21 protein-coding genes are annotated in these 23,610 nt (G+C 43.9%); 15 read left to right on the plus strand and 6 right to left on the minus strand.

Annotated features, from left to right (window positions below; genetic code table 11):
- Positions 1–157: 157 nt before the first annotated feature.
- From MKY85_RS04245 to MKY85_RS04255, 3 genes are all read left to right on the plus strand, one after another.
- Positions 158–1,741 (plus strand): glycosyltransferase family 39 protein, encoded by a 1,584-nt coding sequence (locus MKY85_RS04245; RefSeq protein WP_342571876.1) that lies wholly within the window; start codon positions 158–160, stop codon positions 1,739–1,741.
- Positions 1,742–1,745: 4 nt separating this feature from the next.
- Positions 1,746–2,294 (plus strand): hypothetical protein, encoded by a 549-nt coding sequence (locus tag MKY85_RS04250; protein WP_342571877.1) that lies wholly within the window; start codon positions 1,746–1,748, stop codon positions 2,292–2,294.
- 406 nt (positions 2,295–2,700) lie between these two features.
- Entirely contained in the window at positions 2,701–3,690 is a 990-nt protein-coding gene (locus MKY85_RS04255; RefSeq protein ID WP_342571878.1) for a phosphotransferase, read from the plus strand.
- Between the two features lie 190 nt (positions 3,691–3,880).
- Here MKY85_RS04255 and MKY85_RS04260 read toward each other — a convergent pair whose 3' ends face one another.
- Positions 3,881–4,483 (minus strand): hypothetical protein, encoded by a 603-nt coding sequence (locus MKY85_RS04260; RefSeq protein WP_342571879.1) that lies wholly within the window; start codon positions 4,481–4,483, stop codon positions 3,881–3,883.
- Between the two features lie 187 nt (positions 4,484–4,670).
- Between MKY85_RS04260 and MKY85_RS04265 the strand changes: the two genes are divergently transcribed.
- From MKY85_RS04265 to MKY85_RS04275, 3 genes are read left to right on the plus strand one after another with little or no spacing between them, the layout of a single operon-like run.
- On the plus strand, positions 4,671–5,807 hold the full coding sequence (locus tag MKY85_RS04265; RefSeq protein WP_342571880.1) for an Imm41 family immunity protein: 1,137 nt from the start codon (positions 4,671–4,673) through the stop codon (positions 5,805–5,807).
- Positions 5,808–5,832: 25 nt separating this feature from the next.
- The gene (locus MKY85_RS04270; protein WP_342571881.1) at positions 5,833–6,282 is read left to right on the plus strand and encodes a hypothetical protein; all 450 of its coding nucleotides are present in this window, start codon (positions 5,833–5,835) and stop codon (positions 6,280–6,282) included.
- The gene (locus MKY85_RS04275) at positions 6,279–6,719 is read left to right on the plus strand and encodes a hypothetical protein (RefSeq protein WP_342571882.1); all 441 of its coding nucleotides are present in this window, start codon (positions 6,279–6,281) and stop codon (positions 6,717–6,719) included. Before MKY85_RS04270 ends, MKY85_RS04275 begins: the two co-directional genes overlap by 4 nt.
- Positions 6,720–6,822: 103 nt before the next feature.
- Here MKY85_RS04275 and MKY85_RS04280 read toward each other — a convergent pair whose 3' ends face one another.
- The gene (locus MKY85_RS04280; RefSeq protein ID WP_074093601.1) at positions 6,823–7,227 is read right to left on the minus strand and encodes a CBS domain-containing protein; all 405 of its coding nucleotides are present in this window, start codon (positions 7,225–7,227) and stop codon (positions 6,823–6,825) included.
- Between the two features lie 177 nt (positions 7,228–7,404).
- Between MKY85_RS04280 and MKY85_RS04285 the strand changes: the two genes are divergently transcribed.
- A complete protein-coding gene (locus tag MKY85_RS04285) occupies positions 7,405–9,495 on the plus strand; it encodes a penicillin-binding transpeptidase domain-containing protein (protein WP_342571883.1) in 2,091 nt (696 codons plus the stop codon).
- 390 nt (positions 9,496–9,885) lie between these two features.
- Here MKY85_RS04285 and MKY85_RS04290 read toward each other — a convergent pair whose 3' ends face one another.
- Positions 9,886–10,641, minus strand: a complete 756-nt coding sequence (locus tag MKY85_RS04290) for a class I SAM-dependent methyltransferase (RefSeq protein ID WP_342571884.1) — start codon at positions 10,639–10,641, stop codon at positions 9,886–9,888.
- Between the two features lie 814 nt (positions 10,642–11,455).
- Between MKY85_RS04290 and MKY85_RS04295 the strand changes: the two genes are divergently transcribed.
- Together MKY85_RS04295 and MKY85_RS04300 are read left to right on the plus strand one after the other, a co-directional pair.
- Positions 11,456–12,055 (plus strand): TetR family transcriptional regulator C-terminal domain-containing protein, encoded by a 600-nt coding sequence (locus tag MKY85_RS04295; RefSeq protein WP_339242912.1) that lies wholly within the window; start codon positions 11,456–11,458, stop codon positions 12,053–12,055.
- A 32-nt stretch (positions 12,056–12,087) separates the two neighbouring features.
- Positions 12,088–13,308 carry an MFS transporter gene (locus MKY85_RS04300; RefSeq protein WP_342571885.1) on the plus strand — a complete coding sequence of 407 codons (1,221 nt, stop codon included), beginning with the start codon at positions 12,088–12,090 and terminating at the stop codon, positions 13,306–13,308.
- A 100-nt stretch (positions 13,309–13,408) separates the two neighbouring features.
- On the opposite strand, the gene MKY85_RS04305 is transcribed toward MKY85_RS04300, so the two are convergent.
- The 3 genes from MKY85_RS04305 to MKY85_RS04315 form a co-directional block, all read right to left on the minus strand.
- The gene (locus MKY85_RS04305) at positions 13,409–14,818 is read right to left on the minus strand and encodes a glycoside hydrolase family 1 protein (RefSeq protein WP_342571886.1); all 1,410 of its coding nucleotides are present in this window, start codon (positions 14,816–14,818) and stop codon (positions 13,409–13,411) included.
- Between the two features lie 41 nt (positions 14,819–14,859).
- Complete coding sequence (locus MKY85_RS04310) at positions 14,860–16,758, minus strand: beta-glucoside-specific PTS transporter subunit IIABC (protein WP_342571887.1); 1,899 nt, start codon at positions 16,756–16,758, stop codon at positions 14,860–14,862.
- Between the two features lie 184 nt (positions 16,759–16,942).
- Positions 16,943–17,803 carry a PRD domain-containing protein gene (locus tag MKY85_RS04315; RefSeq protein WP_342571888.1) on the minus strand — a complete coding sequence of 287 codons (861 nt, stop codon included), beginning with the start codon at positions 17,801–17,803 and terminating at the stop codon, positions 16,943–16,945.
- Positions 17,804–18,114: 311 nt separating this feature from the next.
- Between MKY85_RS04315 and MKY85_RS04320 the strand changes: the two genes are divergently transcribed.
- The 6 genes from MKY85_RS04320 to MKY85_RS04345 all read left to right on the plus strand — a co-directional run bounded on the left by MKY85_RS04320 (position 18,115) and on the right by MKY85_RS04345 (position 23,559).
- A complete protein-coding gene (locus MKY85_RS04320) occupies positions 18,115–18,282 on the plus strand; it encodes a DUF3934 family protein (RefSeq protein ID WP_076333364.1) in 168 nt (55 codons plus the stop codon).
- A 165-nt stretch (positions 18,283–18,447) separates the two neighbouring features.
- On the plus strand, positions 18,448–18,879 hold the full coding sequence (locus MKY85_RS04325; RefSeq protein WP_342571889.1) for a MarR family transcriptional regulator: 432 nt from the start codon (positions 18,448–18,450) through the stop codon (positions 18,877–18,879).
- An 80-nt stretch (positions 18,880–18,959) separates the two neighbouring features.
- Positions 18,960–20,120, plus strand: a complete 1,161-nt coding sequence (locus tag MKY85_RS04330) for an ABC transporter permease (protein WP_342571890.1) — start codon at positions 18,960–18,962, stop codon at positions 20,118–20,120.
- Between the two features lie 254 nt (positions 20,121–20,374).
- Positions 20,375–21,292, plus strand: coding sequence for an ABC transporter ATP-binding protein (locus tag MKY85_RS04335; RefSeq protein WP_076333361.1), 918 nt, complete (start codon positions 20,375–20,377; stop codon positions 21,290–21,292).
- 4 nt (positions 21,293–21,296) lie between these two features.
- Positions 21,297–22,451, plus strand: coding sequence for an ABC transporter permease (locus MKY85_RS04340; RefSeq protein WP_339239650.1), 1,155 nt, complete (start codon positions 21,297–21,299; stop codon positions 22,449–22,451).
- 1 nt (position 22,452) lies between these two features.
- On the plus strand, positions 22,453–23,559 hold the full coding sequence (locus MKY85_RS04345; protein WP_339239653.1) for an ABC transporter permease: 1,107 nt from the start codon (positions 22,453–22,455) through the stop codon (positions 23,557–23,559).
- The last annotated feature ends 51 nt before the right edge of the window (positions 23,560–23,610 follow it).

A 23,610-nucleotide genomic window follows, 5' to 3' on the forward strand; every position in this document is an offset into this window, starting at 1 on the left:
GTTAAAAATGATATGATTATGTATTCGATGTATGTTATCGACATTAAAGGTATAATTCGTTAGTTTTGTGGATGGAATTGGTGTTCAAATTCAGCGATTTTTCAGCCAGAGCGATTATAATACTCACGGAATCCTGTAATGGAAAAGGAGTTTTGGCATGTCTAAGATGCTGCATAAGTCGTTTTATCTCATTTTGCTCGTGTTTGTTGCGGTGTTTATTGCTTCATCCTTGTTGGTTCGGGCACAGTACAACTACGCCTTGTATGGGGACAATCCCATTTTGGGCATGCAGCAGTGGAGTATTTTTCTGCCGGTCATTCTTTTGCTTCTTGGTTCTGGTGTCGGATTATATGCTCTGTGTCTGAAACTGAACAAATACAGTCCGAAAGTTGTCATTCCAATCGTGCTGTTATGTTCTCTGGCCATTCAGATTATCATCATTTTCGTATTTCCAAGAGTGCCTACGGATGATTCGCAGACGGTTCTTTCACTCGCCATGAACATGCTCTATGACCAGGATTACTCCTCGTTTGAAACGGGCGGTTATTTGCACATGTTCCCGTTTAACTACTCGATCGTACTGTACCTGAAGACGTTGCTGTACCTGTTCCCGGACAACTATCTGGTTATCAAACTATTCAATATTTTGTTTTCAACATTAACCACATTCATGATTTACCTTATTTATAAACAAGTGAATGACAGATCCACTGAACGTGATTACGGTGTGTTGATCTTTGCAGCGACGTACCTGCCGTCCTTGTTCCTGAACAACCTGATCTATAACGATGTGATTGCCACAGCATTTCTGACATCGTGTTTATACTTTATCATTCGTTTTGTGCGTGAAAAGTCTTGGAAAACAATCGTCATTGCCGCCATTTTTCTCGCGATGGGCAATTACTTTCGAAGCATCGGTGTTATCGTGCTAATCGCTGCTATCATCTATATTTTGCTGAATATGCGGAGCATCGGAGTGAAGAAAGTTGTCATTTCCATCGGTGTGCTAGCTATGTTGTTTAATGTACCAACCTGGACTCAGAATGCAGTTCTTCAATCTTCCGGTGCTGTAAACGAACCTGTTGGAGAGAATGCTGCACCAGTCTATATGTGGCTAAATATGGGGATTAATCTGGAGCGTTTTGGCTTCTGGGACAACATGGAGAGTTATCAGATCTATCAGAGACAGGCCAACTACAATAAGGCCGACAGCGCAGCATTGTTCAAACAGGAGATTGGTAACAAGCTGTCTGAAGCAAGTGCGAGTGACTTGGTGCAGATGTACTACAAAAAGATCATATGGACCTGGACCGAAGGGACATACCAGATGGACCGATACGGAATCGGCAATGAAAGTTCCATCGGTGCCGGAAGAGGAAGGGGAGGCGCAATCGCAGGGTCCTATAGCTATACCAATGCAATAACAGAACTGTTGCAGGGGGATTCGGCTTATCGGACGGGATTACTCTGGATCGTTTATGTGATGAATTTCCTGATGTACTGTTTTATTCTCATTCGGTTGATCGGTGGAATTCGTCGTAAAAGGTATGATGAAGTTTCATTGATTCTGGTCATTCTCGGATTCATCGGTTTTTATATTCTCTGGGAGATTAAGTCCAGATACATCTATCCTGTATATCCGTTGTTGGTTGTGCTGTCCTATATGGGGTTCAAAGACATGTATGACTTCATATTCCATCGTAAAGGTACCTTGGAGCAATATTCCCTGAGAAAAAGGTGATCATATGCGAAAAAAACAATATTTCACATCGGTTACGCTATTCCTGTTGCTAGGATGCTTGGTTATGCTGACGGCTTGCGATGTTATAACCGCCCAGAATATTACCAACACCGGTTCTGTGCAAGGCATGAACGGGTTTGGGATGCCAAATGGTGGCGGTCTGGGCATGAACGGAGGAACACCAAGAGGTGGAAGGGGTACCCCGGGCACGAATGATCGAACAGGCAGTCCCGACATGACGCAGGGGACGATGAATGCCGACATTACGGGTAGAATCGTCTCCGTGGAGGGAAACACAGTTACGCTGGCGTTACTTGAAATGCAGGACACCTCATCTCCAAGCATGGAATGGAAGGATACCGGAATGGAATTGAAATTGAATATAAAAGATGATGTCACTATCACTGAAGGCATGGGGATGCCACGCTCGGGCAAATCAAGCCCGAGTGCGAATACGTCCATTCAAGTGTCTGATCTTCAAAAAGAAAATATCGTGATGGTGTGGTATAAGGATAACTCTGAGACGGTGGAACGGATGATGGTTGTGCAGTAAAAGATGATGGGATTATCGTCATTTTGTAATTGCTTACAATAGGGTTATCGGCTATTATGGAAACAACTGGTTTTTTTGAAGGGAGTGAGCGTCATGAAACGACGGTCTAAGATGGTATGTTCGATCACTACAAATAAGGTAAGAATGAACTGAATAATTCCGGCAGACCAGCAGACGAAGGGGGAAGCACATCTTGTTTCCCAGTCCGATCTGAGTTCTGCCGACATATAGGGATATAACTGCTCAATTTTTCTGGCGTATGCGAGGTTTATTTGCTTGTGCAAATTTCTCATACACTCAGAATTTTTAAAAGCCGCAGGCATAGCCTGCGGCTTTTTGCGCGCAAAAATAGGCACACGATGGCTATAAACCATCCACACGAAATGATCAAAAAGGAGAAATGCCCATGTTATCATTAAAATATTTATTTCAAAATAACAACCTTGCCGAGATGATTCTAAAGAATTGGAGTTATGATCCCGAGTCACTGGATATGTTTCAGTATTATCGCATATCCTCCAATGCCGTGTATCCGTTTAGAGATCAGGGAGAGGTCCGATTGCTTCGATTTGCCCCGGTAGAGGAAAAGAATAAAATCAACCTTAGCGCTGAACTGGATTTCCTCCGTTATCTTCGAACGAATCATTATGGAGCCATGGAGGTGGTACCTGCCCATTCAGGAACAGAACTCGTAGAGACTCACACGCCGTGGGGAACATACTACGCTTCCGTATTCAAGCGAGTACCCGGATCGCAGTTAGGGAGCATTGAACTGAATGACTCCATCCTGTACAGCTATGGTGAGGCTTTGGGTGAACTGCATCATTTATCGCGATCATTCATACCTGAGCAAAAGGAGAAGCAACGCTGGACCTATACAGATGTTTTGGATTGGATGCAGAAGATTTTGGAGGGGTTTCCTGCGGAGGCGGCTGCTCTGAACGAGGTAGAGCTTCTTCGAACGTATTTTGCAGCATGGCCGATAAACAAGCAAAATTTTGGACTTATCCACTACGATTTTGAACCGGACAATGTCTTCTATGACGAAAAAAAACAGTCTTGTTATGCCATTGATTTCGATGACTCGATGTATCACTGGTACGCGATGGATGTGGAGCGAAGTCTGGATAGTCTGCGTGAGGAGATCGAGCCTGAGCAATGGGAGCAGAAGAAACAATGGTTCCTGAACGGGTACTGGTCCAAGGCGGGAGAACGTTATGATCTGGAGAGCATGTTCCCCGCATGTCGCCGGTTTGCCAATCTATATGGATACGTGCGTGTGCTTCGGTCTGCCGAAGAGCAATTTTCACATGAGCCGGAATGGATGAGTGCACTCAGAGCAAAATTGAGTCAGAAGATGGCTGAACAAGCGGAGCAATTTGGTCATCCGATGTAAAGTCTACACGTAAACAGTGATCCCATAGATTAAACATTGAACGTAAGTCACATCCCATACCAGAATCAATCCTCATAACTAACAAACCAGCTTGGGAAATCGAATGTAGAATCCCCGAGCTGGTTTTGAGCACAGGTTACCCCGCTGATTCGGGGCAGCTCATGCTCTTTCTACATATGTATCTATTTGGTTAGTCGAGACTCAGATCGAAATCAGGCTCACACATATATTCTAATGGGTACAGATCGTCACGTGCCGAGATTAATGCACGGAAGTGAAGATAAAGATTATTGGGTTGTACCACAATGCCACCAACACGATGAGGTATTAGTTCAGCCACGACGAAGACATCTTCGGCATTGTTACATTTAAACAGAACATTCTTCGGATGAATAACTTCCTCCAGGTAACTGTATGTCATCACATGAAATGTTTGTGCACGCCAGTTTGTCTTGATTACTTTATAGGACTGTGTGCGAACTAGGTCCAGATAACGTTCCAGCTGGAACGTATGTTCAAATTGCGTAATATAACCTTGTTTATCTACATCAATCGTAAACTCCACATCGTAACTGACATGCATTTCATCTTTATAAGTTCCGTTCATGACCTCCATGACGTCAAAGTGTGATCCGAATGCCGGATCCTCCACATAGGGAATGGTTACGAGTTCGGCATCAACATAATCTGTAATCTTACTGTTTATGGAAGGTGGGCTGTAATACTTCGATGGCTGAAGATTAATGGTTCCAATCATGCTTCCAGGAAAACCGGGGCTGCAAGTTATTCGCATAGTCATCTCCTTCGTCGTTGGTCAGTAGTTAGACGAACGAGTAAGAAGAAAGTTGCACCAGAATAAGGAAATGGAAGGTGAACGTGAATCCGGCATGTTTCGTTTGAATAGGAATACTGGCACTATTTCCAATCTACCTTCTCTTTTGATACAGTAACTGTAGGACATATCGGAGGTTATATCATATATGGAACAAGCACTTCAGATCCTGATGCAAAATGCACGAGCAGAAGAGAATACCTTGTTGTATATGCTGCATGAGGAAGCACGTTTCGATCAGGAACTATTCTGGCAATACGTGAACAGTATTATGGAACTGACTCGTCTTACTGCCAATCAGCCTTTGGATCGAGAACTTTCCAGTGCCGTTAGTTTCACCTATTCCAAAATCATGGAGTATTTGCAATGGCATCAGTTGGATCGTGATGTGTATGAGATTAAACAGTTTCCATATGTCTACGCACATCAGATTGTGAATCTGCTAGGCAATGTAGTTAACGGTTTCTATCAAGGTATCGCACCCGATGAAGCCAGTTTCGATGAGGAGTTCCCCAATCCAGCCTTCACAGGCAAAATGGCAGAAGAGCAACCAGCTGTTCTGCAGCTGGGCTACTATAAACAACATACGAATGTACACGCCCTTGGCTTCCGCGAGGAAGATGGGGCGTATCGAATTGTTTTGAACGAAGAAGAGGATCGGGATCTTGCAGATTCCAGGATGAGTCGCCGAGAGGTGGAGGGAACGTATCTTTTTACGGCCCCCGATGCCAGCAGCGCCTACCAATGTTTTCACGAATGGGTCATGGAGAACAGTGCCCCGTATCGCTCTTGGAGAGGAGTCCATCGAATGAATGTGAATGAACATGTAATTGAACAGCAGCCGCTTACCTTTGTGGGAATCAAACAAACATTTTCTTGTGTGGATGGTGAGAATTTAAGAGGGATCCCCAAGATGTGGCAGGAGGCTTTGGCAGATGGGATTGAGGAACGTTTAAACGGGTTCAATAACGGAGCTATTCCCGGTCTGGTGGGTATCTGTGTAGATCAGAGGGAGTTGCAGGACAATCAAATGGAGTACTGGATTGCCACTTCTCACACAGGTGAAGTGCCTGAAGGCCTGGTGTCGATCGAACTTCCCGCGTCTCATTGGGCTGTATTTGAGGCCGATGAATTAGAGCCCGAGGCGATACAACGGTTGTGGCACCATATTATGACAGAGTGGTTTCCTTCCACTACATATAAGCATGCAGGTATTCCGGAACTTGAAGTGTATAAAGGTCACGGCACACCTCCCCAAATCTGGATACCTGTAAAATCTGTGTGAGAAAAATTATATCAGGAGGCTTACGATGTTATCCCATAAAGTAATTGATTATTGCCAGGAACAAGGTTGGTGGCATGAAGATGTTCCAACGGCATACGAAGACGCATTACGGAAGCTTGAGATTGATCTTCATTCGGATTTTGCCCAATTTTATTTACATGCAGAGGATGGACCGACTTTTTACAGCAGGCATCAGGAGTTGTATCAGATCTGCTGGTTTATGGAGAACACCGTATATATGGAAGACATGAATGTAGCACAGCTTACACTGGGACTTCCCGAGGCGTATATTCCACTGGACAGTTTTGAAGGTGAAGGTGGATTTTTCTACAATCGTCGGACGGGAGAAGTAGTACTGGTGGAATTGGGGGAGTCCATCGAACGGTTTCTTAATGGCGAGAGCAAACCGCAGTGGGCTGATTTCAATGCTTTTCTGGAATGGTATTTCGTCCTGGAGGAGGAGACGGTGCAATGAAAGATCTGACACCGGAACATGCCGAACTGGAGCGACAAATTATTGAGACCGTAGAAGCCGGTAATGTGCTGGATGAGACGCAGCAGCATGAACAAGCACTTATCCATTATGATCAGGCATGGGGCATGTTGCCGGAGCCAAAGATGGAATGGGAGATTGCAAGCTGGATCGCGTCCTGCCACGCGAATGCACATATCGATCTGAAGCAATATGAACTGGCGAAGCCGTGGGCTGAGATATCGTTACATACGCGGAGTACGGATAGAAATACGAGTCCATTGATCGATCTCGGCATGATCTGCATGAGACTTGAACAGCATGACGAGGCGTATATGTATCTGCACCAGGCGTATGAGTTCGGCAGAGAGCGGGCATTTCAGGGAAGTTCGAAGGACGTACTGAGTTATTATAAGGAAGAGCGGGCTAGACGCAAGTAGAGCCAATTCCATATCCATACCATGCAACGAAAAGGGTACCCCGGTTTGGCCAAACATGACCATAGGAGTACCCTTTCAATTATTACGGCATGTTCGACTTCATCTAATCCGAAATGTTACGCGTATAGTATTCAATAATATCCTTACGACGGATAATACCGAGGAAGACACGATCGACATCCACCACAGGCACAAAATTTTGGTCTGCTGCAAGTGTCAGCATATCCTCCATCTCAGCCTCAATGAATACACATTCATTATATACCCGATTGTTAATCTCATGGACTTGAACCTGATCCATCGTATCAAAAGTCAATCCGGGTGTATTTCGCATTTTCCATAACAAATCGCCTTCGGACAGGGTAGCAACATATTTTCCATCCTGGTCAATCACGGGAATGGCGGTGTAGTGGTGCGATTCCAATTGCTCAATAGCATCTTTCATGGAAGCGGTAGACTTGATATAGGCCACTTCGGCTTTGGGGAGTAAAAAATAGCTGATTTCCATCATCGGGCTCCTTTTCAGCCTTTTGCATAGCAAAAAAGCTTTAGTATGTAATCTCACTATCCTTATTTAAACATATTATGTGAGCTTTCGGCTATTTTTAATGATAAATTCGTCAGATTTGTTTCATTGTTTAAATGGCGCTGGAAATCTATAGTGTATATTAGAGGTGATGTAACCATGAAATCCAAACGTAAATTAATGTACGGACTGCTACCCATCTTGTTTGCAGGTGGAATCGGAATGTATCTATACATGCAGAATAACAAAGAAGCAGAAGCCAAGCCCCAGACTACCGTGAATCAGTACGTAGAGCATCTGCAAAAAAAGGAGTTTGACCAGCTGTATACCTTGATGACGTCTGCTTCGCTGCAAGAGTCCGGCATGAACAAGGAACAATTTGTTGAAAAATACAATGCGATCTATTCAGGTATGGAAGTATCCACCGTCAAGGCAGAGGTTAAGCCAGTGGATATTGCCGAAACGGCGGCCGATGGCAGCAAGACCGATGCAGAGAAACAAAACCCGGATACATATGAGGTGGATTATAACCTGCAGCTGACAACCTTTTTGGGGGAAGTCAGTGAGACGCATACATTGAAACTGGTCCGACAGGAGCTTGAAGATGGAAGAAAAAGTTGGAAAATTAACTGGCAGCCCTCGCTGATCCTGAATGACATGATTAAGGGCAGTAAGGTACGCGTGAGGACACTGTTCCCTGAGCGTGGAGACATTGTGGATCGTGATGGTTTGCCATTGGCTACCAAGGGTACGATGAACGAATGGGGCATTGTACCTGGGAAACTTGGTGATAACCCGGACCAGATGATTACCCAAATCGCAAATCATTATCAGGTTTCGGAAGATGCCATTCACAAGGCGCTTGCACAGACATGGGTGAAGCCGGAGTACTTTGTCCCGATTGGTTCAACAGAGGAGTTTGACGTGCCAGAATCTTTGAGCGGGGTTACGATGCAAAGCAAGGAAATTCGTTATTATCCCCTCGGCGATGCGGCTGCGCACCTGATTGGTTACGTGCGTAAAGCCACCAAGGAAGATCTGGATAAGGATACAGAAGGCTATTATCGCGCAGAGGATTGGATTGGCAAAGCGGGTTTGGAGCAGTCCATGGAGAAACAGCTGCGTGGTGAACGGGGTGGATTGATTGAAATTACGGATGAATCCGGCAACTCCCGTTCTGAGCTTATTCGCAAGGATGCTGTAGATGGACAGAATGTTCAACTGACGATTAGCTCCAAACAACAGAAGAAATTGTATCAGACATTGTCCAGTGGTGGAGACGCCGGTGCGATGGTTCTGATGAATCCGACGGACGGCAACTTGCTGGCGTTGGTGAGCGCGCCTTCCTATAACCCGAACAAGATGGTTACAGGACTTACACAGGCAGAGTGGGATGCTTATTCGGCGAATGAGAAGCTTCCTTTTATCAATAGAGTCACTACTCGATATGCTCCAGGATCAACCTTCAAAGCAATAACTGCGGCAGCAGGCCTAATGGAGAAGGTAACGACAGCGGACAAAACCCACGAGATTTCCGGTTTGCAGTGGCGTAAGGACGACAGTTGGGGCGGATATTACGTCAAACGGGTGAAAAGCCTGAGCCCTGTCAGTATGGTCGATGCTCTGGTGTATTCTGATAATATTTATTTTGCGATGGAAGCCACCGAGATGGGCAGTGCAAAGTTCATCGACGGAATTCAAAAGTTCGGGTTTGATGACAATTTCGGGTTGGATGAACTGTACCTGAAGCCAAGTCAATATGCGAATGAAGCTCATAAAGACCTTTCCTCCGAGGTGCTGTTGGCTGACACATCCTATGGACAGGGTGAAATGTTAATGTCGCCAATTCATCTCGCCGCTGCCTTTACGCCATTTGTGAATGAAGGAAAGCTGGTGAAGCCTGTTCTGACTGCTGGCAAAGAAACCTCTGACCCCGAGGTGATCATTACACCGGAGGTGGCAAATACGGTCAAAGACGCTCTGAGAGAAGTCGTATCTCGCCAAGGTGGTACGGCACACACATTGAGTTCTGTTGGTGGCAGTCTTGCAGGTAAGACTGGCACGGCAGAACTGAAAGCGAAGAAGGGTGAGCAAGGGCTGGAGAATGGCTTCTTCGTCACCTTTGATACTGAATCACCGTCTTTTCTGGTGGCAGCGGTAATCGAGGAAGTCAACGGCCGCGGCGGCAGCCATTATGTGGTGGATCGCTTGAAGCCGTTCTTGGAGAAGCTTAAATTGACGGAACAGTAAACGAACGATATACATTTATTAAAAAGCGGGTTGAAGAATTCATTATACTGAGATGTGATTAACTCATGGACTGATTCTCCTTGTGTGAATGGTAGTGTAGCAACTATTATTCACACAGAATCAGGGTATGAGTTTTTTGTTGTCCAGTAATACCTCTGTGCTAAGTCCGCTATAATCCAGGTCTGTTTACCGCGATATTTCTACATTTGCTGGTCTGGAATATATATCTTCATCGCAAAAGGAAATACGTGGCTAAAAAATAAAAACTCCATCCATATCTTTTCACCAAAAGAATTAGCTCTCCGGAACAAAAAATAAATGTATAAAAGGGCTATCCCCAGTTCATACGAGGGGATAGCCCTGGCCATTACTTATCCTTTGAACTTCTGCTTATTTCCTTGCAGTTAGCATAAAACGGGCCGAATTGGTGCGAATGCCTTGATCGCATCGATATGTTTCCACAAACTGCTGGAATCGCTCAAGGTCAGAGGCAGTTTCTCCAAAACCGGGAATGATCGGTGCATGGGTGAGCAGAAACAGCAAATCATCCGGTGTGGCGTAATACTCAATCGCATCATATTCACGGGCCTGAATGTCATGAAATCCAGCTTCGTGAAGTTCATGCTTGTAACGTTCCATCAAAGTGCCAGGTTGAATGCCAAGGCTTTGTCCACGGCCGAAAACTTCTGAAATGTTGGATTTATCGTGTTCGCTGACCTGCTGAGTTAGAAAAATCCCACCCGTATCAAGTACCCTGAAAACTTCTGAAGCAGAGAACCGGGAGTGTCTGGAGGATACCACATTAAAGAAAGAATCAGGAAAAGCCAGTTTTTCTGCGTCCATTTGAAGAAAGCGTACATTGGAATGAGTTCCCTTAGTCTGAAGATTCTGCTGTGCGGTCTCAATCATTCCTTGAGCAAGGTCGATTCCCACCAATAACAAGGCCTTTCCCGCAATGGACAAAACAGCTTCTCCACCGCCTGTTCCAATATCAAGTAACAGATCGGACGATCGCGTACGGCGAACAACTTCCTCATAGAAGTTCCATCCGATGTTCTCCGAGACAACATTCATGGAGCTGAAGTTCCAGCCATTCGTCCGGCCTACGCGTTCATAAAAGTCAGCATAATCTATATTGTTTTTCATTTACATTTCCTCCAATGTGAGTTTGATTAAACAGGACAAGAGAGTTGTGCCGAATCGTTCTATTGTAAATGATCGAATGGGGTCAAATGGACAGACGTATCCCTTAATAGCTGGTACGCGTTTTGACCCAGCCCGACCACTATGTACTTCGAACAATACGGAGCAACATCCGTGTCACCTCACAAGTTGGAATGTCTTCATTATATTCAATTGACAGCGTATTCGCGAGGTTCTATTTTGAGTTGGAATCTGTTCTATGCAGATTTTTGTCAATTTACCTGTTCAAGACCTGAAGAAATCAACGAACCGCAGGATCAAGGATTCATGTACGGATGGAGTTTTCAGGATATGGATGATCATCTGCGGGAAGTTCCTATATGGATCTAAGCACTTTTCCTTCGGCATGACAAAAATATGTATGTAGATCCTTCCTATAGTTGTATAGGAAGTTTTTTTGCATTCATTATAATTCGTTCAAACGTGAAAGGTTATCGCTATCGTATTGGTAAAAAGCAATATATCGTAATCCAGATTCACCAAACGGCGAAGGGGTATGCCGACTACAGGTTAACCAGGTGGACGTGGACAAAAGCCGTTTGAAATTCCAGGCACGACAGCTATAATCTAGATAGAGGTACCATTACGAGAATGGTCAACTGAAAATATTGCATGGCAAAGGTAAAAAAGTGAAATGATTGTGGAGGGAGGGTTGGCCGATGTGCCAAGTCTCCTTTTTGATTGCTTATATTCAATGCATCTGTTAAAATACAGAACGAATGTTCAGTATGCATGGAACGGAGTGAATGGAATGAATATGAATAAAAAACAACTTCAAACCGAGCAGACCAAGAAGAAACTTGCGGATGCTTCCAAAGCCCTTTTTGTACAGAAAGGCTATAAAGCAACGTCCATTGAGGATATTGTAGCTGCGACGGGTAGCAGTAAAGGCAATATATATTACCATTTTAAAAGTAAGGAAGGTCTGTTCCTCTATCTAATCGATGAGTGGGATCGGGAGTGGGAAGCGAGCTGGGCGGCCAAGGAACATCTCTATCGCACGTCCACGGAAAAGATTTACGGACTGGCTGAACAACTCGTCATGGATGACATGAATCATCCACTGACGAAGGCGGCTGATGAGTTCTTCACTGGGGAGAAGAAAGAAAATGATATTGAGGAACGGATCTCCTTGATGTTTGAGCGGCATATTCAATTTAATAAACAAATGATAGAACAAGGCATTGAGAGCGGCGAGTTCAAAGCAGACAATGTAGATCATCTCGCACTGATCTTGGAAAGTACCATTATTGGCCTAAGCCAGATGTCACGGGGCATGGAGCCTGAACAGGCTCTTGCGTTATACCGCCAGGCTGCCAGTGTATTCTTGCATGGCATTGCAAAAGATAAAGCTTAAGCAACATTTTGACAACTACGGAGGATGGAATCATGGCATTACTAACACGGAACAGGGGCGCATTGCTGCTGTTAATGTTTAATATTTTTCTTGTTTTTACGGGTATTGGTCTGGTTGTGCCGATTATGCCTGCGTATATGGATCTTCTCCAAATCACTGGCTTCACAGTTGGATTGCTGGTCGCGGCATTTTCCTTTACACAGTTTCTGTTCTCCCCGCTTGCGGGTCGTTGGTCGGATACGTGGGGACGTAAAAAAATTATCGTTGGCGGTATGCTGATCTTTGCCGTATCGGAGTTTATGTTTGGTGCGGTTAATGCACCGGTGCTGCTCTTCGCAGCCCGTATGCTTGGTGGGATTGGAGCAGCGATGATCTTCCCGGCGGTTATGGCTTACACTGCGGATATTACTACGGAGGAAGAACGCGGTAAAGGGATGGGCTTGATCAATGCAGCCATTACAACCGGATTTATCATCGGACCGGGAATTGGTGGATACATTGCTGACTTTGGCATTCGAATTCCGTTCTACGCCGCAGGGGTTGCCGGTTTGCTGGCATCCATCATTACATTAATTATTTTGCCTGAATCTACCCGAAGCACAGGAGAGCAAAGTAAACCTGTGGCTGGCGAGTCGAATGTCAAAGCTCCGGGCATGATATCTCAATTACTGAATTCGTACCGTGAACCCTACTTCTTCAGCTTGATTATTGTGTTTGTTATGGCATTTGGTCTGGCAAACTATGAGACCGTATTTTCATTGTTTGTGGATCACAAGTTTGGTTTCACCACGAAAGACATTGCATTCATTATTACATTTGGTTCCATCGCGGGTGCGGTGGTGCAAGTATCCCTGATTGGTTGGTTGCTCAACCGATTTGGTGAAAAGATGGTTATTTCGGTCTGTCTGTTGTTTGTAGCCGTATTTGTATTGTTGACCTTGTTCGTGCACACGTATTGGCTCATTCTTGTCGTAACGTTTATCGTGTTTCTGGGTATGGACATTTTGCGTCCGGCCATCAGTACACAGATGTCCAAACTGGCACAGGAACAGCAGGGTTTTGTGGCTGGACTGAACTCGGCGTATACCAGCTTGGGGAATATCGCAGGCCCGATTGTAGCTGGAGCACTGTTCGATGTGAATATTAACTATCCTTACGTTTCAGCAGCTGCCGTTCTGGCGATCTGTTTCCTGTTATCCCTGCGGGTACTCAGAGAGGTCAAAACGGTGAAACAACCGAAGACAGAAATGTAATTTTATTATTGGAAAAGAAGTATATTAACACAAAAAAACAGTCGATCACACCTAATGTGTGGTCGACTGTTTTTTATTATGATATTAAAGGATTAAGGTATTAACGAATTTCTCCATTCGTTTCAATCAGTTTTTGATACCAGTGGAAACTCTGTTTGCGGATACGTCTCAATTCCTTGATATCGAATTCCTCACGATCCACATAGATGAATCCATAACGTTTGCTCGACCCTTGATGTGTGCTGACCAGATCGATTGCAGACCAAGGGCAGAAGCCAAATACATCTACGCCGTCCGTGATCGCCAGTTGAATCTGTTCGATATGTTTATTGAAAAATTCAATACGATACGGATCGTTAACCACGTCGCCTTCCTCCAGTTTATCAAATGCACCCAGACCGTTTTCCGTAACAATTAACGGCAGATGATAGCGAGAGTAGATCTGACGCAGGGTAGAGCGGAAGCCGACCGGATCGATTTCCCAGCCAAACTCCGTTTTTTGCAGATTGGGATTCACAGATCCTCTATATGCGCCTGGTTCACCCACAATTTCATGCTGGTCTCCTGTATGAGAGAAGTCATTACCATCGTTCAGACTTTCACCAACCGTCTGGGAAGTGTAGTAGTTAAACGCAATAAAGTCAGGATTTCCTTGCGCCAGGATGTCCATATCTCCATCTTCAATGATGGGAGTATATCCTTTCTCTTCGAGATAACTCCAGGCAATATGATTATAACGTCCGTATACCGCCATATCGAGATAGAGCCAGTTACGAATGGCAGCATAGTTATCAGCCGCGAGTGTATCTTCTGGTTTGGAGCTCGCCGGGTAAATTACACCGATATTGGGAGCTGGGCCAATCTTGGCTTCAGGCAGCATATCATGACATAGGACCATGGCTTTAGCTTGAGCAACCAGCATATGGTGATTTTGCTGATACAGTGTTTTTTGCGGATCAAAAAGTGTTGTATCCAGTGTCCCCAGAGAGCCAGGATGCAGGATCAGCATATTTTGTTCGTTAATGGTCAACCAATATTTAACCCGATCTCCGTAGTTCTCATAAAGGGTCTTGGCATATTGTTCAAATGCATCAATTGTGGCACGGTTGGACCAGCCTCCTTTTTCTTCAAGCGCATAAGGAAGGTCGAAGTGGTACATGGTCACAATGGGCTCAATACCATATTTAATTAATTCATTAATGAGAGAATCGTAAAAGGCTAGACCCTTAGGATTCACTTCACCTGCTCCTTGCGGATAGATGCGTGTCCATGCGATCGAGAAACGGTAGGCTTTGAAGCCCATTTCAGCCAGCAATGCTACATCTTCTTTGTACATATGATAGTGATCACTGGTTACCTTGAAGTCGGTTACACCTTCGACATGGTTTCCCATATCGATGACAGAAGGGCCTTTACCATCTTCATTCCAGGCTCCCTCAATCTGATAGGCAGAGGTTGAACCTCCCCAGAAGAAATCTTTAGGAAATGGCTTTAGTTGAGTATGTTTCATGGTTAGTTCCTCCTAAGTTGAATTCGTATAGATAAGTTGTGTCAGACAACGAGAGTCAGCAGGACATCATTTTTCTCTACCTGCTCTTGATTCGTTTCGAACACATCCACTTCTTGCTTCGTTAGGGTCACAATGACAGGGGTTACGGTTTCGTATCCGGCTTCCTTGATCTTATCGATGTCAAACTGGATCAACAGATCGCCCTGTCTGACGATATCCCCTTCCTGAACGACAGGAGAGAAGTGTTTTCCCTTTAACGCTACTGTATTGATGCCGATATGAATCAGGATTTCTGTTCCTGCGTTGGTGGTTAATCCAATGGCATGTCCAGTCGGGAAGAGGGAAGTGACAACACCATCTACCGGAGCGACAACTTCACCAATCTCAGGTACAATCGCCAAACCTTTGCCCATAGCACCAGTCGAAAAAGCTGGGTCATTAATGGTACTCAGTGCTACGACTTTACCCGTAAGTGGACTATGAATTTGTTCCTTTTTGATTTCTGTTGTTTTGGTCTCAGGTACGACAGGAAGGTCTACCGGCGTACTTTCAGCTGATGTGCTGGAACCAGATTCATTTTTCTCGGAAGCTGTGTCTTTCGTTTTGCTTTCATAACCAAACATCACCGTTAATACCGCGGCTACCGCAAAGGAGCAGGCAATCGCAATCACGTAGACAACCGTTGGTGTGTAGACAGGAATGGCAAAAATATTGTGGAACACATAAGCAGTCATTTTAACGCCAAAGTGACCATTAATGGCACCGCCGATCGCACCTGCGATAACTACGATAGGAATCACACGTTTATAACGCAAGATCAGACCGTATACGATTGGTTCAGTTACTCCTGCAAGTAAACCGGTAAGGCTGGTCGAGCCAGCAAGGGTTCGCAGGGTTTTATTCTTTTTGGCTTTCAGGAAAATACCGAAGGCTACACCGATTTGTGCAAATACAGCTGCAGCAGCCATGGCTTCAATCGGATCGCCGCCAACCCCGATATTCTGTATCGTGATGGGAGTAAAGCCCCAGTGGAGTCCAAAGACAACCATGAAGGTCATGAATCCACCGAGTACAATCCCTGATAATATACCGCTGACACCAATGAGCCAAGTTACGCCGGATGAGATCCAGTCACCTACCGTAGTACCGAACGGTCCAAAGGCCATAGCGGATAGAGGAACCATAATCATCAAAGCAATCATCGGAACAAGGAACAATTGCAGGTCTTTCAAAATGATCTTCTTAAGTAACTTATCCAGAACAGCGTAGATGCTGATCGATATGAAGATTGGGAATACGCTGGCTGAATAATTCATCATCACAACCGGTATACCCAGGAACGATACATCTGAGCCCTTATCCATCAGCCCGGTGAAGCTCGGCTCCATCAGAGCGGCACCAATTACGCCAGCTACATAAGGATTGGCTTTCAGCTTCATACCCAGTGTGATCCCAAGGAAAATGGGCAAGAAATAAAATACAGCGTTGCCGGCAGCGGATAAAATCAAGTATGTGTCACTTGTATCCGACATCCATCCGAGCATGGTCAGGACTGTCAGCAAAGCTTTTAGCATACCTGATCCTGCCATAGCCGGGATTAACGGCGAGAAACTTCCGGATATAATTTCAAAAACTTTGGATAACAGCGAGGTTTTTTCCCCTGTGGACTCAGCCGATGAGGAGGAATCTCCTCCAAAATCCCGGTTTTTCATAATCTCCGCATATACATGAGCCACGTTACTACCGATGACAACCTGGAACTGGCCGCCGCTTTCGACAACGGTAATAATACCATCGTGTTTTTCAAGCGTTTCGCGTTCGGCCTTTTTCGAATCTTTCAGGTCAAATCTCAGCCGGGTCGCACAGTGGACAAGACCATTGATATTGGCTTCTCCGCCGACGAGACGAACGATGTCATCCCCCATTTTTTTATGATCCATGTTCATTCTCCTTTGTTGTTAAGATTGCCTGAAAACAAAAAAATACCTAAACGAATGGCTATGATCATCGGAAAGATGACCTGTTGCCAATCATTTAGGTATCGCCTGCTTGAGCAGTAACAATCCTTGTCGTTAAGTTGTGAGACCTACTATATATGACGCCGTAATCGTTTGCAAGCTTTTTTTATTCCGCGTCAAGCAAATCGTTACGGGAAGTGACACGTTGAATATGGATCGTCAAATACACCTTTTCATCAATGGACATGGCACTTTCAAACTTGTCTTCAAGATAATGATTAATCAACTGGGTGCACTGAAAAGCCTTGCTATATTTGTCTTTCACTTGCTCATACAGAAAGTTATCGCCTGAAGCAAATTGCTCCTGTTCATTACTTAACATTCGCTGCACAAAGTATTGCAGATGGGTAATAAACCGGGAATAATTAAATGAATTTTCATCCAGGGCGATGTGGTAATGGTTGGTCACAATGTTGAAGATATCATCAATAACTTCGGTAATTTCAACGGTCTGTTTCATGCCTTGAGCATCTTGGCGTGCGTTGACAAAATGCATGGCAATAAAACTTGCCTCATGTTCATCCATTTGGATGCCGAATTGTTCCTGGATCAGCTCCACAGCATTCATACCAACCCCAAATTCCTTCTTGTAAAACTTCTTAATTTGCCACAAAAGGGAATTCTTCAGCCCGACGGATTTACGGTACCGGGTAATGGCAAACTGAATATGATCGATTAATGATATATAGATATTATCACTAAAAATATCGCCCATTTCCTTTTTGGCATGGCCCACAATTTCGTCTGCTAACTTCAAATATTCAACCGATGTTTCCCCAATCAGATCAATGAGCTTTTGCGGTATTTTATCTGATTTCAGCACAAAGGTTTTTTCAATTTTATCCTCATCCACGGGCTGGCCGTTTTTCTTTTTAAAGCCAAGACCGTTGCCAATGACAACAAATTCGTGACCAACCTGGTTCTCAGCCCGGATGACATTGTTGTTGAAAATCTGACGAATGATCATATATGTGTTTCACCTCAATGGTCATAATAATAACAAAAAACCCAAACTAAGGCTCCATAGACAGCCTTGGTTTGGGTATCGCCTGCTTACCAGTAACAATCCCGAAGAAGATACAGCTTCCTCTTTCAATTATGTCCACTATACCGCTTTCATAACAGAATAACAATACAATGATTTATGGAAATGGACGTAAAGACGTGGATTTTTGGTATAATAAGAGATGCTGGAAGTGAATTAGATGGGCTGGGTTGCATAATAAGTTACCGAGGACGGTCATTTTTAAGCATATACAGGATTATTGGAGTGATAACATGAGTAAAGCAAAAGGTAAAGGCGGCACCGGCCGTGGCACGGGAAAAAAAGGCTGGAACCGTTGGCAAGCCGCCGCTAACCGGGCAAAAAGTACACCGAAGCCTTATAAAAGTAAAGGTACGAAGAAGAAGGACGATACCGAAACTTCAAGTGGCAAGCCCGAGTAAGTGTGGTTTGACGATGCCAGAGGAGAGAGCTGCCTGACTAACGGGTGGGTCTCTTTTTGTTTGGAAATATAGAAAATTAAATTGACAGTAGTGTAGATTTGGTAATAATATAGAGCTTACGCAAATTAGATGGTAGTGCTACTATATGGAGAAAGGAGCATCAGTATGCCTGTTAATATGGATGAAAATCCACTTGGACTGATTCTGTCACGGACGTATCTGGCCTATAAAAAAACAACAACCAGAAATCTGAGTGAACAGGATATTACTCCGGAACAATTTGCAGTTCTGAATGAATTGAGCAAGGCTGGAAGTCATATATCACAGAAAAAACTGGCTGAATTAACCGTTCGGGACCAAACAACTGTGGGTAAAATTATAGACAAGTTGATTCGTAAAGGTCTGGTGACAAGAGAAGAAGATCCACAGGACCGCAGAGCGGTATTGCTTTGTTTGACGGCGGAAGGACTGGAAATGAATAACGATCTGACACCAAAGGCAAAACAGCAAGAGCAAGAGGCACTCGCCGAATGTTCCCCTGAAGAGCTGGAAGTATTCATGAATGTGATGAATCGCATCTATGAAAAGATGAAATAAATTTTTTTGGACATATATGTGCATGTGCATATATATGTAGTGCAATTATTTTAATTTTAACTAATGGGAGTCGTGAACGAATGAAAAGCTTCAAAGATTTTCTTAAAGTGCCACAGACAAAAATAGGGTTGGTATTTGCATTGATTGTTCCGCTGTTATTTGTTGTGATCTGGATGACGGGTTATCATCAAGCCACGGAGAGAGTAGATCAACTTCAAGTTGCTTTGGTGAACGAAGACGGGACACAGGGAACAGAGGCGCAGAAGCAGATTGAAACGCTCGCGCCTTTCCATGTCAATGTTCTGAATTCTTCACAGGAAGCCGAGAAACAGATGAATGCGGGTAACTATGCGATGGTTATTGTTATTCCGGAAGGATTCACTGACCAGATTGCAGGCGGTACAGACGCGAGTTTGTCCTTTTATATCAATCAGGGAAATGCCGATGTAGCCAAATCCATTGTGGAACATGCGGCGACCGGAATGACTGCACAAATGGGTCAAGGGATTCTGGAATCCAAGGTTCAAGTGACACTTAATAACGATAGTATAAACAGCGATGAACTGAGTTCAGCTATTGGACAAGCGATGGCGAAGATGAATGAAGGGCCTGTGAAGGCTGAAATTAATAAAACGAACAGTGTCAGTGATTTTGCTACATCGATGCTGCCTATGATTCTGGGTTTTATCACCTACATTGCTGCGATGACCATGAACATTCAGTTCAATATCACGTCGAATATCATGAAGCGTAATCACTCCAAATGGGAAATCTTCTGGGGACGGCAATTGCTGTTATTGTGTATAGCTGTGATCGTTCCTCTGATTGTGGATACAGTCGCTCTTCAGTTCACGGATGTGGCGAGCTCCTTCGGCGCGTTGTATCTGTATCATGTGCTGGTGAGTCTGGCTTGTATCTGTTTCACACAAATGAGTTTTGCCCTGTTTGGCAATGCAGGCCCTCTATTTAATGTGGCGATGGTTCCGCTCCAGTTGATGACTGCAGGAAATATCATTCCAGCCGAGATGCTGGCGCCATTCTATCGTCATATTGGAAACTTTCTGCCCGCCTCCAATGGGGTACAGGGATTTATGCGTTTGATCTATAGTGGAGAAGCCGTAGGTGGATACATGATTCATCTTCTGTTGATCGCGGTTATAACGTGGGGGATTACGCTGCTGCGAGTTGGCATGCAAAAGAACAAGTCTGCCCAACCCACAGTCGCAACGGTTACAGCCTAAACATAATTAAGAAAGATCTGATGTGCAGCAACGATCCTGAAGATACGATATATCGTATCTTCAGGATCGTTGTTTTTGTTATTGAGCCTAATAATCAGAGGTCATGTTTTAACGGTTACGAAGCCAAAATCTGTTTCAGAAAGTACAGTTATTACTTCATACGTGCCTGTTATGACATGAAAGTTTAAGTGATGAGATTGAGTGCTACACTAAGTTTACATAAAAGGCACAACAAATCTAGGAGGTAAACGAATATGCAAACGGTATTTACTGGAGAGAATATTCAATTCAGTTATAACAAAAAGAAACCAGTACTAAAACAATTATCCTTATCGGTTGGAGATCGTCAGATTTACGGCTTACTTGGTCCCAATGGGGCAGGGAAATCTACTTTAACCAGAGTTATGCTTGGGCTGGATAAACCTCAAAATGGTAAAATTCAGTGGTTTAACGAACATCTCAATGCAAGCACAAACAAACGAGTAGGTTATGTTCCACAGGATTTGGCCTTGATTTATGACCTATCTGCTTATGAGAATGTATTGTTTTTCGGTAAACTGTACGGATTAAAGGGAGAGCGTTTGAAGAAACAGGTTCGTTTTGCCCTTGAATTTGTTGGACTGTGGGAAGAACGCAAACAAAAACCTAAAAAATTCTCGGGTGGCATGAAAAGAAGACTCAATATTGCTTGTGGTATTGTCCACAACCCGGATGTCATCATACTTGATGAGCCAACAGTGGGTGTTGATCCACAATCCCGTAATCGAATTTTGGATGCCATTATAGAGTTGAATCAACTTGGAACAACCGTTATCTATATTTCTCACTACATGGAGGAAGTTGAACGAATTTGCTCTCATGTCGGAATTATCGATGATGGACAATTGCTCTGCCAAGGTAAGCTCAATGATGTAATTCAGGAACATACAGACCAGGCTATCATCCGTTTGGAGCTACAACGTAAAAGTACGGCGTACACCAAGCAGCTTGAGGATTATGTTGTATTACTGGCAGAAGGCAACAATGTCGAGTTGGGAGTCCCTAAAAATGACGTGAATGCAATAAGTCAGATCAAGGAGTCTTTTGGCGAAGATGTGAAAAGCTTTCAATATATTACCCCTAATCTGGAACAAGTGTTTTTCAAATTAACAAGAAAGAATCTGAGGGATTAGATCTATGTGGACGATATTTGCAACGAGTATGAAGCGTAAGCTTCAGAACCCTGTCGTATTTGTCAATTACATCCTGTTGCCGCTTCTTTTGATTATGATTCTGGGGAATGCATTGTCTGGTGTGTTTCAGACAGGAGATAAGGAAACAAAGTCCACTATCATATCTCAGATTTCAACAGTTGTGGTCAATGAAGATAGTGGAGATGTTGGGAAAAATATTGTTTCATTCCTTAGTAGTGAAGACAACAAAGAGATGTTTAATGTCAAGGTAGGCTCTAGTAGCACACAAGCGCTCAAGATGTTGGAGTCTGGAGAGGTAGAACAGTATATATATCTGCCTAAAGATCTAACAAGTGAGTATGAGAAAAATAAGAACGGTAACATCACGGTGTATGGTAAGGATAATAATATTGAGAAAGTTAATATTACAGACCTGGCCCTATCAGCCTATGGTGATGGCTACCTGGCAATGGAAGTTGCGAGTGCGGGCAATCCGAATATCGTATATTCACATGAGTATAGTAACATGTTGGTTGCTCCGGGAACTGCAACAGAGGCTTCCACGGAGAGTGGTTCCAATATTTCAGCGATGAGCTATTATGGCGTGACTATGTTAGTTCTGATTCTTGTATATGGTTTGGCTAATACCATGAACTTTGTACAGGAAGAGTACAGTGAAGCACTGGGAGATCGTTATCTGGTTAGTCCAATTTCCAAAACAGCATTAATTATGGGGCAGTTTCTAACAGGATGTACGATATCTATTCTTCAAGGCGCAGTCATTGTATTCTGTGCAAAACTCTTCTTCAACGTCAGCTATGGAGACAACATGATGTTTGTATTCTTCATCATTATCGCAGGTTCAATTTTCTTTAACGCTCTAGGTTTGCTCTTGGGGGTTATTGGACGCCGAATCAAACAAGTGGATGGTGTAGTGACATTGTTGATTCCGGTTATGACATTTGTGGGTGGCGGATTCGTTAAACTTGATATGGGTGAGCTCAGTTCCATAAGCATCAATGAAGTGTTCCAACGTCCAATGTTCGATTATATTGGGCAAGGCGTAATTGATTTGATGCCTGTATTTACTGCCCTTATTGCTGCAATGGGATTTGTTCTAATTGCAGTGTACTCCCTCACAAGAAAGGAGGCACGATAAGATGCGGGTATTCGAACTGTATTTAAGACGTATTTTCAAGCGAAAACTTACCTTTATCTTAATCTTGTTGTTGCCAGTTGTATTTACGTATTCTGTAGTAGCGCAATATGAGGAAGCAACCAAGGTCACACTTACGATGTATGTAGAAGATTCAGCTGTGAATTCTTATATCACGGATATGCTGAAGAAGCAGAATGTCACCATTACTCAAGCAGCTTCGGCAGATGATGCTATTCATCATAGTACCAATCTGGGAATTGTATTCCCTTCAAGCACTCAGGACATATTTAATGATCCGGATCTGCTCAAGGTGAATAGTTACGTGAATGAGCAGAATTTCAATTCAAACTCGTTGGAGATTAAACTGAATAGTGTATTCTCTGTTTTAAAAACATTGGCCAAAAATGCCACCAGTGAAGAATCATTAACCGCAGGTATGAAAGAAGCTGCAGCAACCAAAGCTCCAATACAAGTGGAACAGAAGATTCTTGGAAACCCTAATGCGGTGGTATTAACGAGTTCATTCAATATGATTGTGTTTATCATTATGTTCCTTACAATGACGAATACACTGTTATTCCTTGGTGATAAGGTGCATACCACGACCCAGCGTTTATTACTGGCAGCGAGCAGTAAATTGAGCTACTATGTGCAGACCGTAAGTGTGTTTGCAGTCATCGGTGTAGGACAATTTATACTTATGATTGCTCTGATGACCGGAGTTTTCCAAATTGATCTGTCTTTATCGTTCGGAGAACTTCTATTGCTCGTGTTGGCGTATGGATTACTCAATATGATCGCGGCAGGTATTGGGTTACTGCTTGTAAGTCGTACAACCAAAATGTCTACCGGGCGGTTGCTTATTACCGTAGTATCACTTCCTCTGGCGATGTTAGGCGGAACACTCTGGCCAAGTTCAATTATGCCTGAAGGTATGCAAAAGATTGCAAGTGTATTGCCTACCCATTGGATTACAGAGTTGAACAATGAGATGTTCAGTGGGTTTACAGGTAACAGTAGCATGATTACAGTGCATATTATCAGTTTGTTCGTCTGTGCTGCGGTTATTTTTGTACTACTGACAAGAGTGAGAACAGAAGATATTTAAGCTCTTCCAGCGTATAAAATATAGCAGAACCTCGTTTTCCCGGTACATCCT

It is taken from the genome of Paenibacillus sp. FSL R5-0749 (assembly GCF_038595085.1).
Taxonomy (GTDB): Bacteria; Bacillota; Bacilli; order Paenibacillales; family Paenibacillaceae; genus Paenibacillus.

Excerpts from the sequence above, each read along its gene's own strand:
- MKY85_RS04245 (WP_342571876.1), top strand. The coding sequence starts at position 158 with ATGTCTAAGATGCTGCATAAGTCGTTTTATCTCATTTTGCTCGTGTTT.
- MKY85_RS04250 (WP_342571877.1), top strand. The coding sequence starts at position 1,746 with ATGCGAAAAAAACAATATTTCACATCGGTTACGCTATTCCTGTTGCTA.
- MKY85_RS04255 (WP_342571878.1), top strand. The coding sequence starts at position 2,701 with ATGTTATCATTAAAATATTTATTTCAAAATAACAACCTTGCCGAGATG.
- MKY85_RS04260 (WP_342571879.1), bottom strand. The coding sequence starts at position 4,483 with ATGCGAATAACTTGCAGCCCCGGTTTTCCTGGAAGCATGATTGGAACC.
- MKY85_RS04265 (WP_342571880.1), top strand. The coding sequence starts at position 4,671 with ATGGAACAAGCACTTCAGATCCTGATGCAAAATGCACGAGCAGAAGAG.
- MKY85_RS04270 (WP_342571881.1), top strand. The coding sequence starts at position 5,833 with ATGTTATCCCATAAAGTAATTGATTATTGCCAGGAACAAGGTTGGTGG.
- MKY85_RS04275 (WP_342571882.1), top strand. The coding sequence starts at position 6,279 with ATGAAAGATCTGACACCGGAACATGCCGAACTGGAGCGACAAATTATT.
- MKY85_RS04280 (WP_074093601.1), bottom strand. The coding sequence starts at position 7,227 with ATGGAAATCAGCTATTTTTTACTCCCCAAAGCCGAAGTGGCCTATATC.
- MKY85_RS04285 (WP_342571883.1), top strand. The coding sequence starts at position 7,405 with ATGAAATCCAAACGTAAATTAATGTACGGACTGCTACCCATCTTGTTT.
- MKY85_RS04290 (WP_342571884.1), bottom strand. The coding sequence starts at position 10,641 with ATGAAAAACAATATAGATTATGCTGACTTTTATGAACGCGTAGGCCGG.
- MKY85_RS04295 (WP_339242912.1), top strand. The coding sequence starts at position 11,456 with ATGAATAAAAAACAACTTCAAACCGAGCAGACCAAGAAGAAACTTGCG.
- MKY85_RS04300 (WP_342571885.1), top strand. The coding sequence starts at position 12,088 with ATGGCATTACTAACACGGAACAGGGGCGCATTGCTGCTGTTAATGTTT.
- MKY85_RS04305 (WP_342571886.1), bottom strand. The coding sequence starts at position 14,818 with ATGAAACATACTCAACTAAAGCCATTTCCTAAAGATTTCTTCTGGGGA.
- MKY85_RS04310 (WP_342571887.1), bottom strand. The coding sequence starts at position 16,758 with ATGGATCATAAAAAAATGGGGGATGACATCGTTCGTCTCGTCGGCGGA.
- MKY85_RS04315 (WP_342571888.1), bottom strand. The coding sequence starts at position 17,803 with ATGATCATTCGTCAGATTTTCAACAACAATGTCATCCGGGCTGAGAAC.
- MKY85_RS04320 (WP_076333364.1), top strand. The coding sequence starts at position 18,115 with ATGAGTAAAGCAAAAGGTAAAGGCGGCACCGGCCGTGGCACGGGAAAA.
- MKY85_RS04325 (WP_342571889.1), top strand. The coding sequence starts at position 18,448 with ATGCCTGTTAATATGGATGAAAATCCACTTGGACTGATTCTGTCACGG.
- MKY85_RS04330 (WP_342571890.1), top strand. The coding sequence starts at position 18,960 with ATGAAAAGCTTCAAAGATTTTCTTAAAGTGCCACAGACAAAAATAGGG.
- MKY85_RS04335 (WP_076333361.1), top strand. The coding sequence starts at position 20,375 with ATGCAAACGGTATTTACTGGAGAGAATATTCAATTCAGTTATAACAAA.
- MKY85_RS04340 (WP_339239650.1), top strand. The coding sequence starts at position 21,297 with ATGTGGACGATATTTGCAACGAGTATGAAGCGTAAGCTTCAGAACCCT.
- MKY85_RS04345 (WP_339239653.1), top strand. The coding sequence starts at position 22,453 with ATGCGGGTATTCGAACTGTATTTAAGACGTATTTTCAAGCGAAAACTT.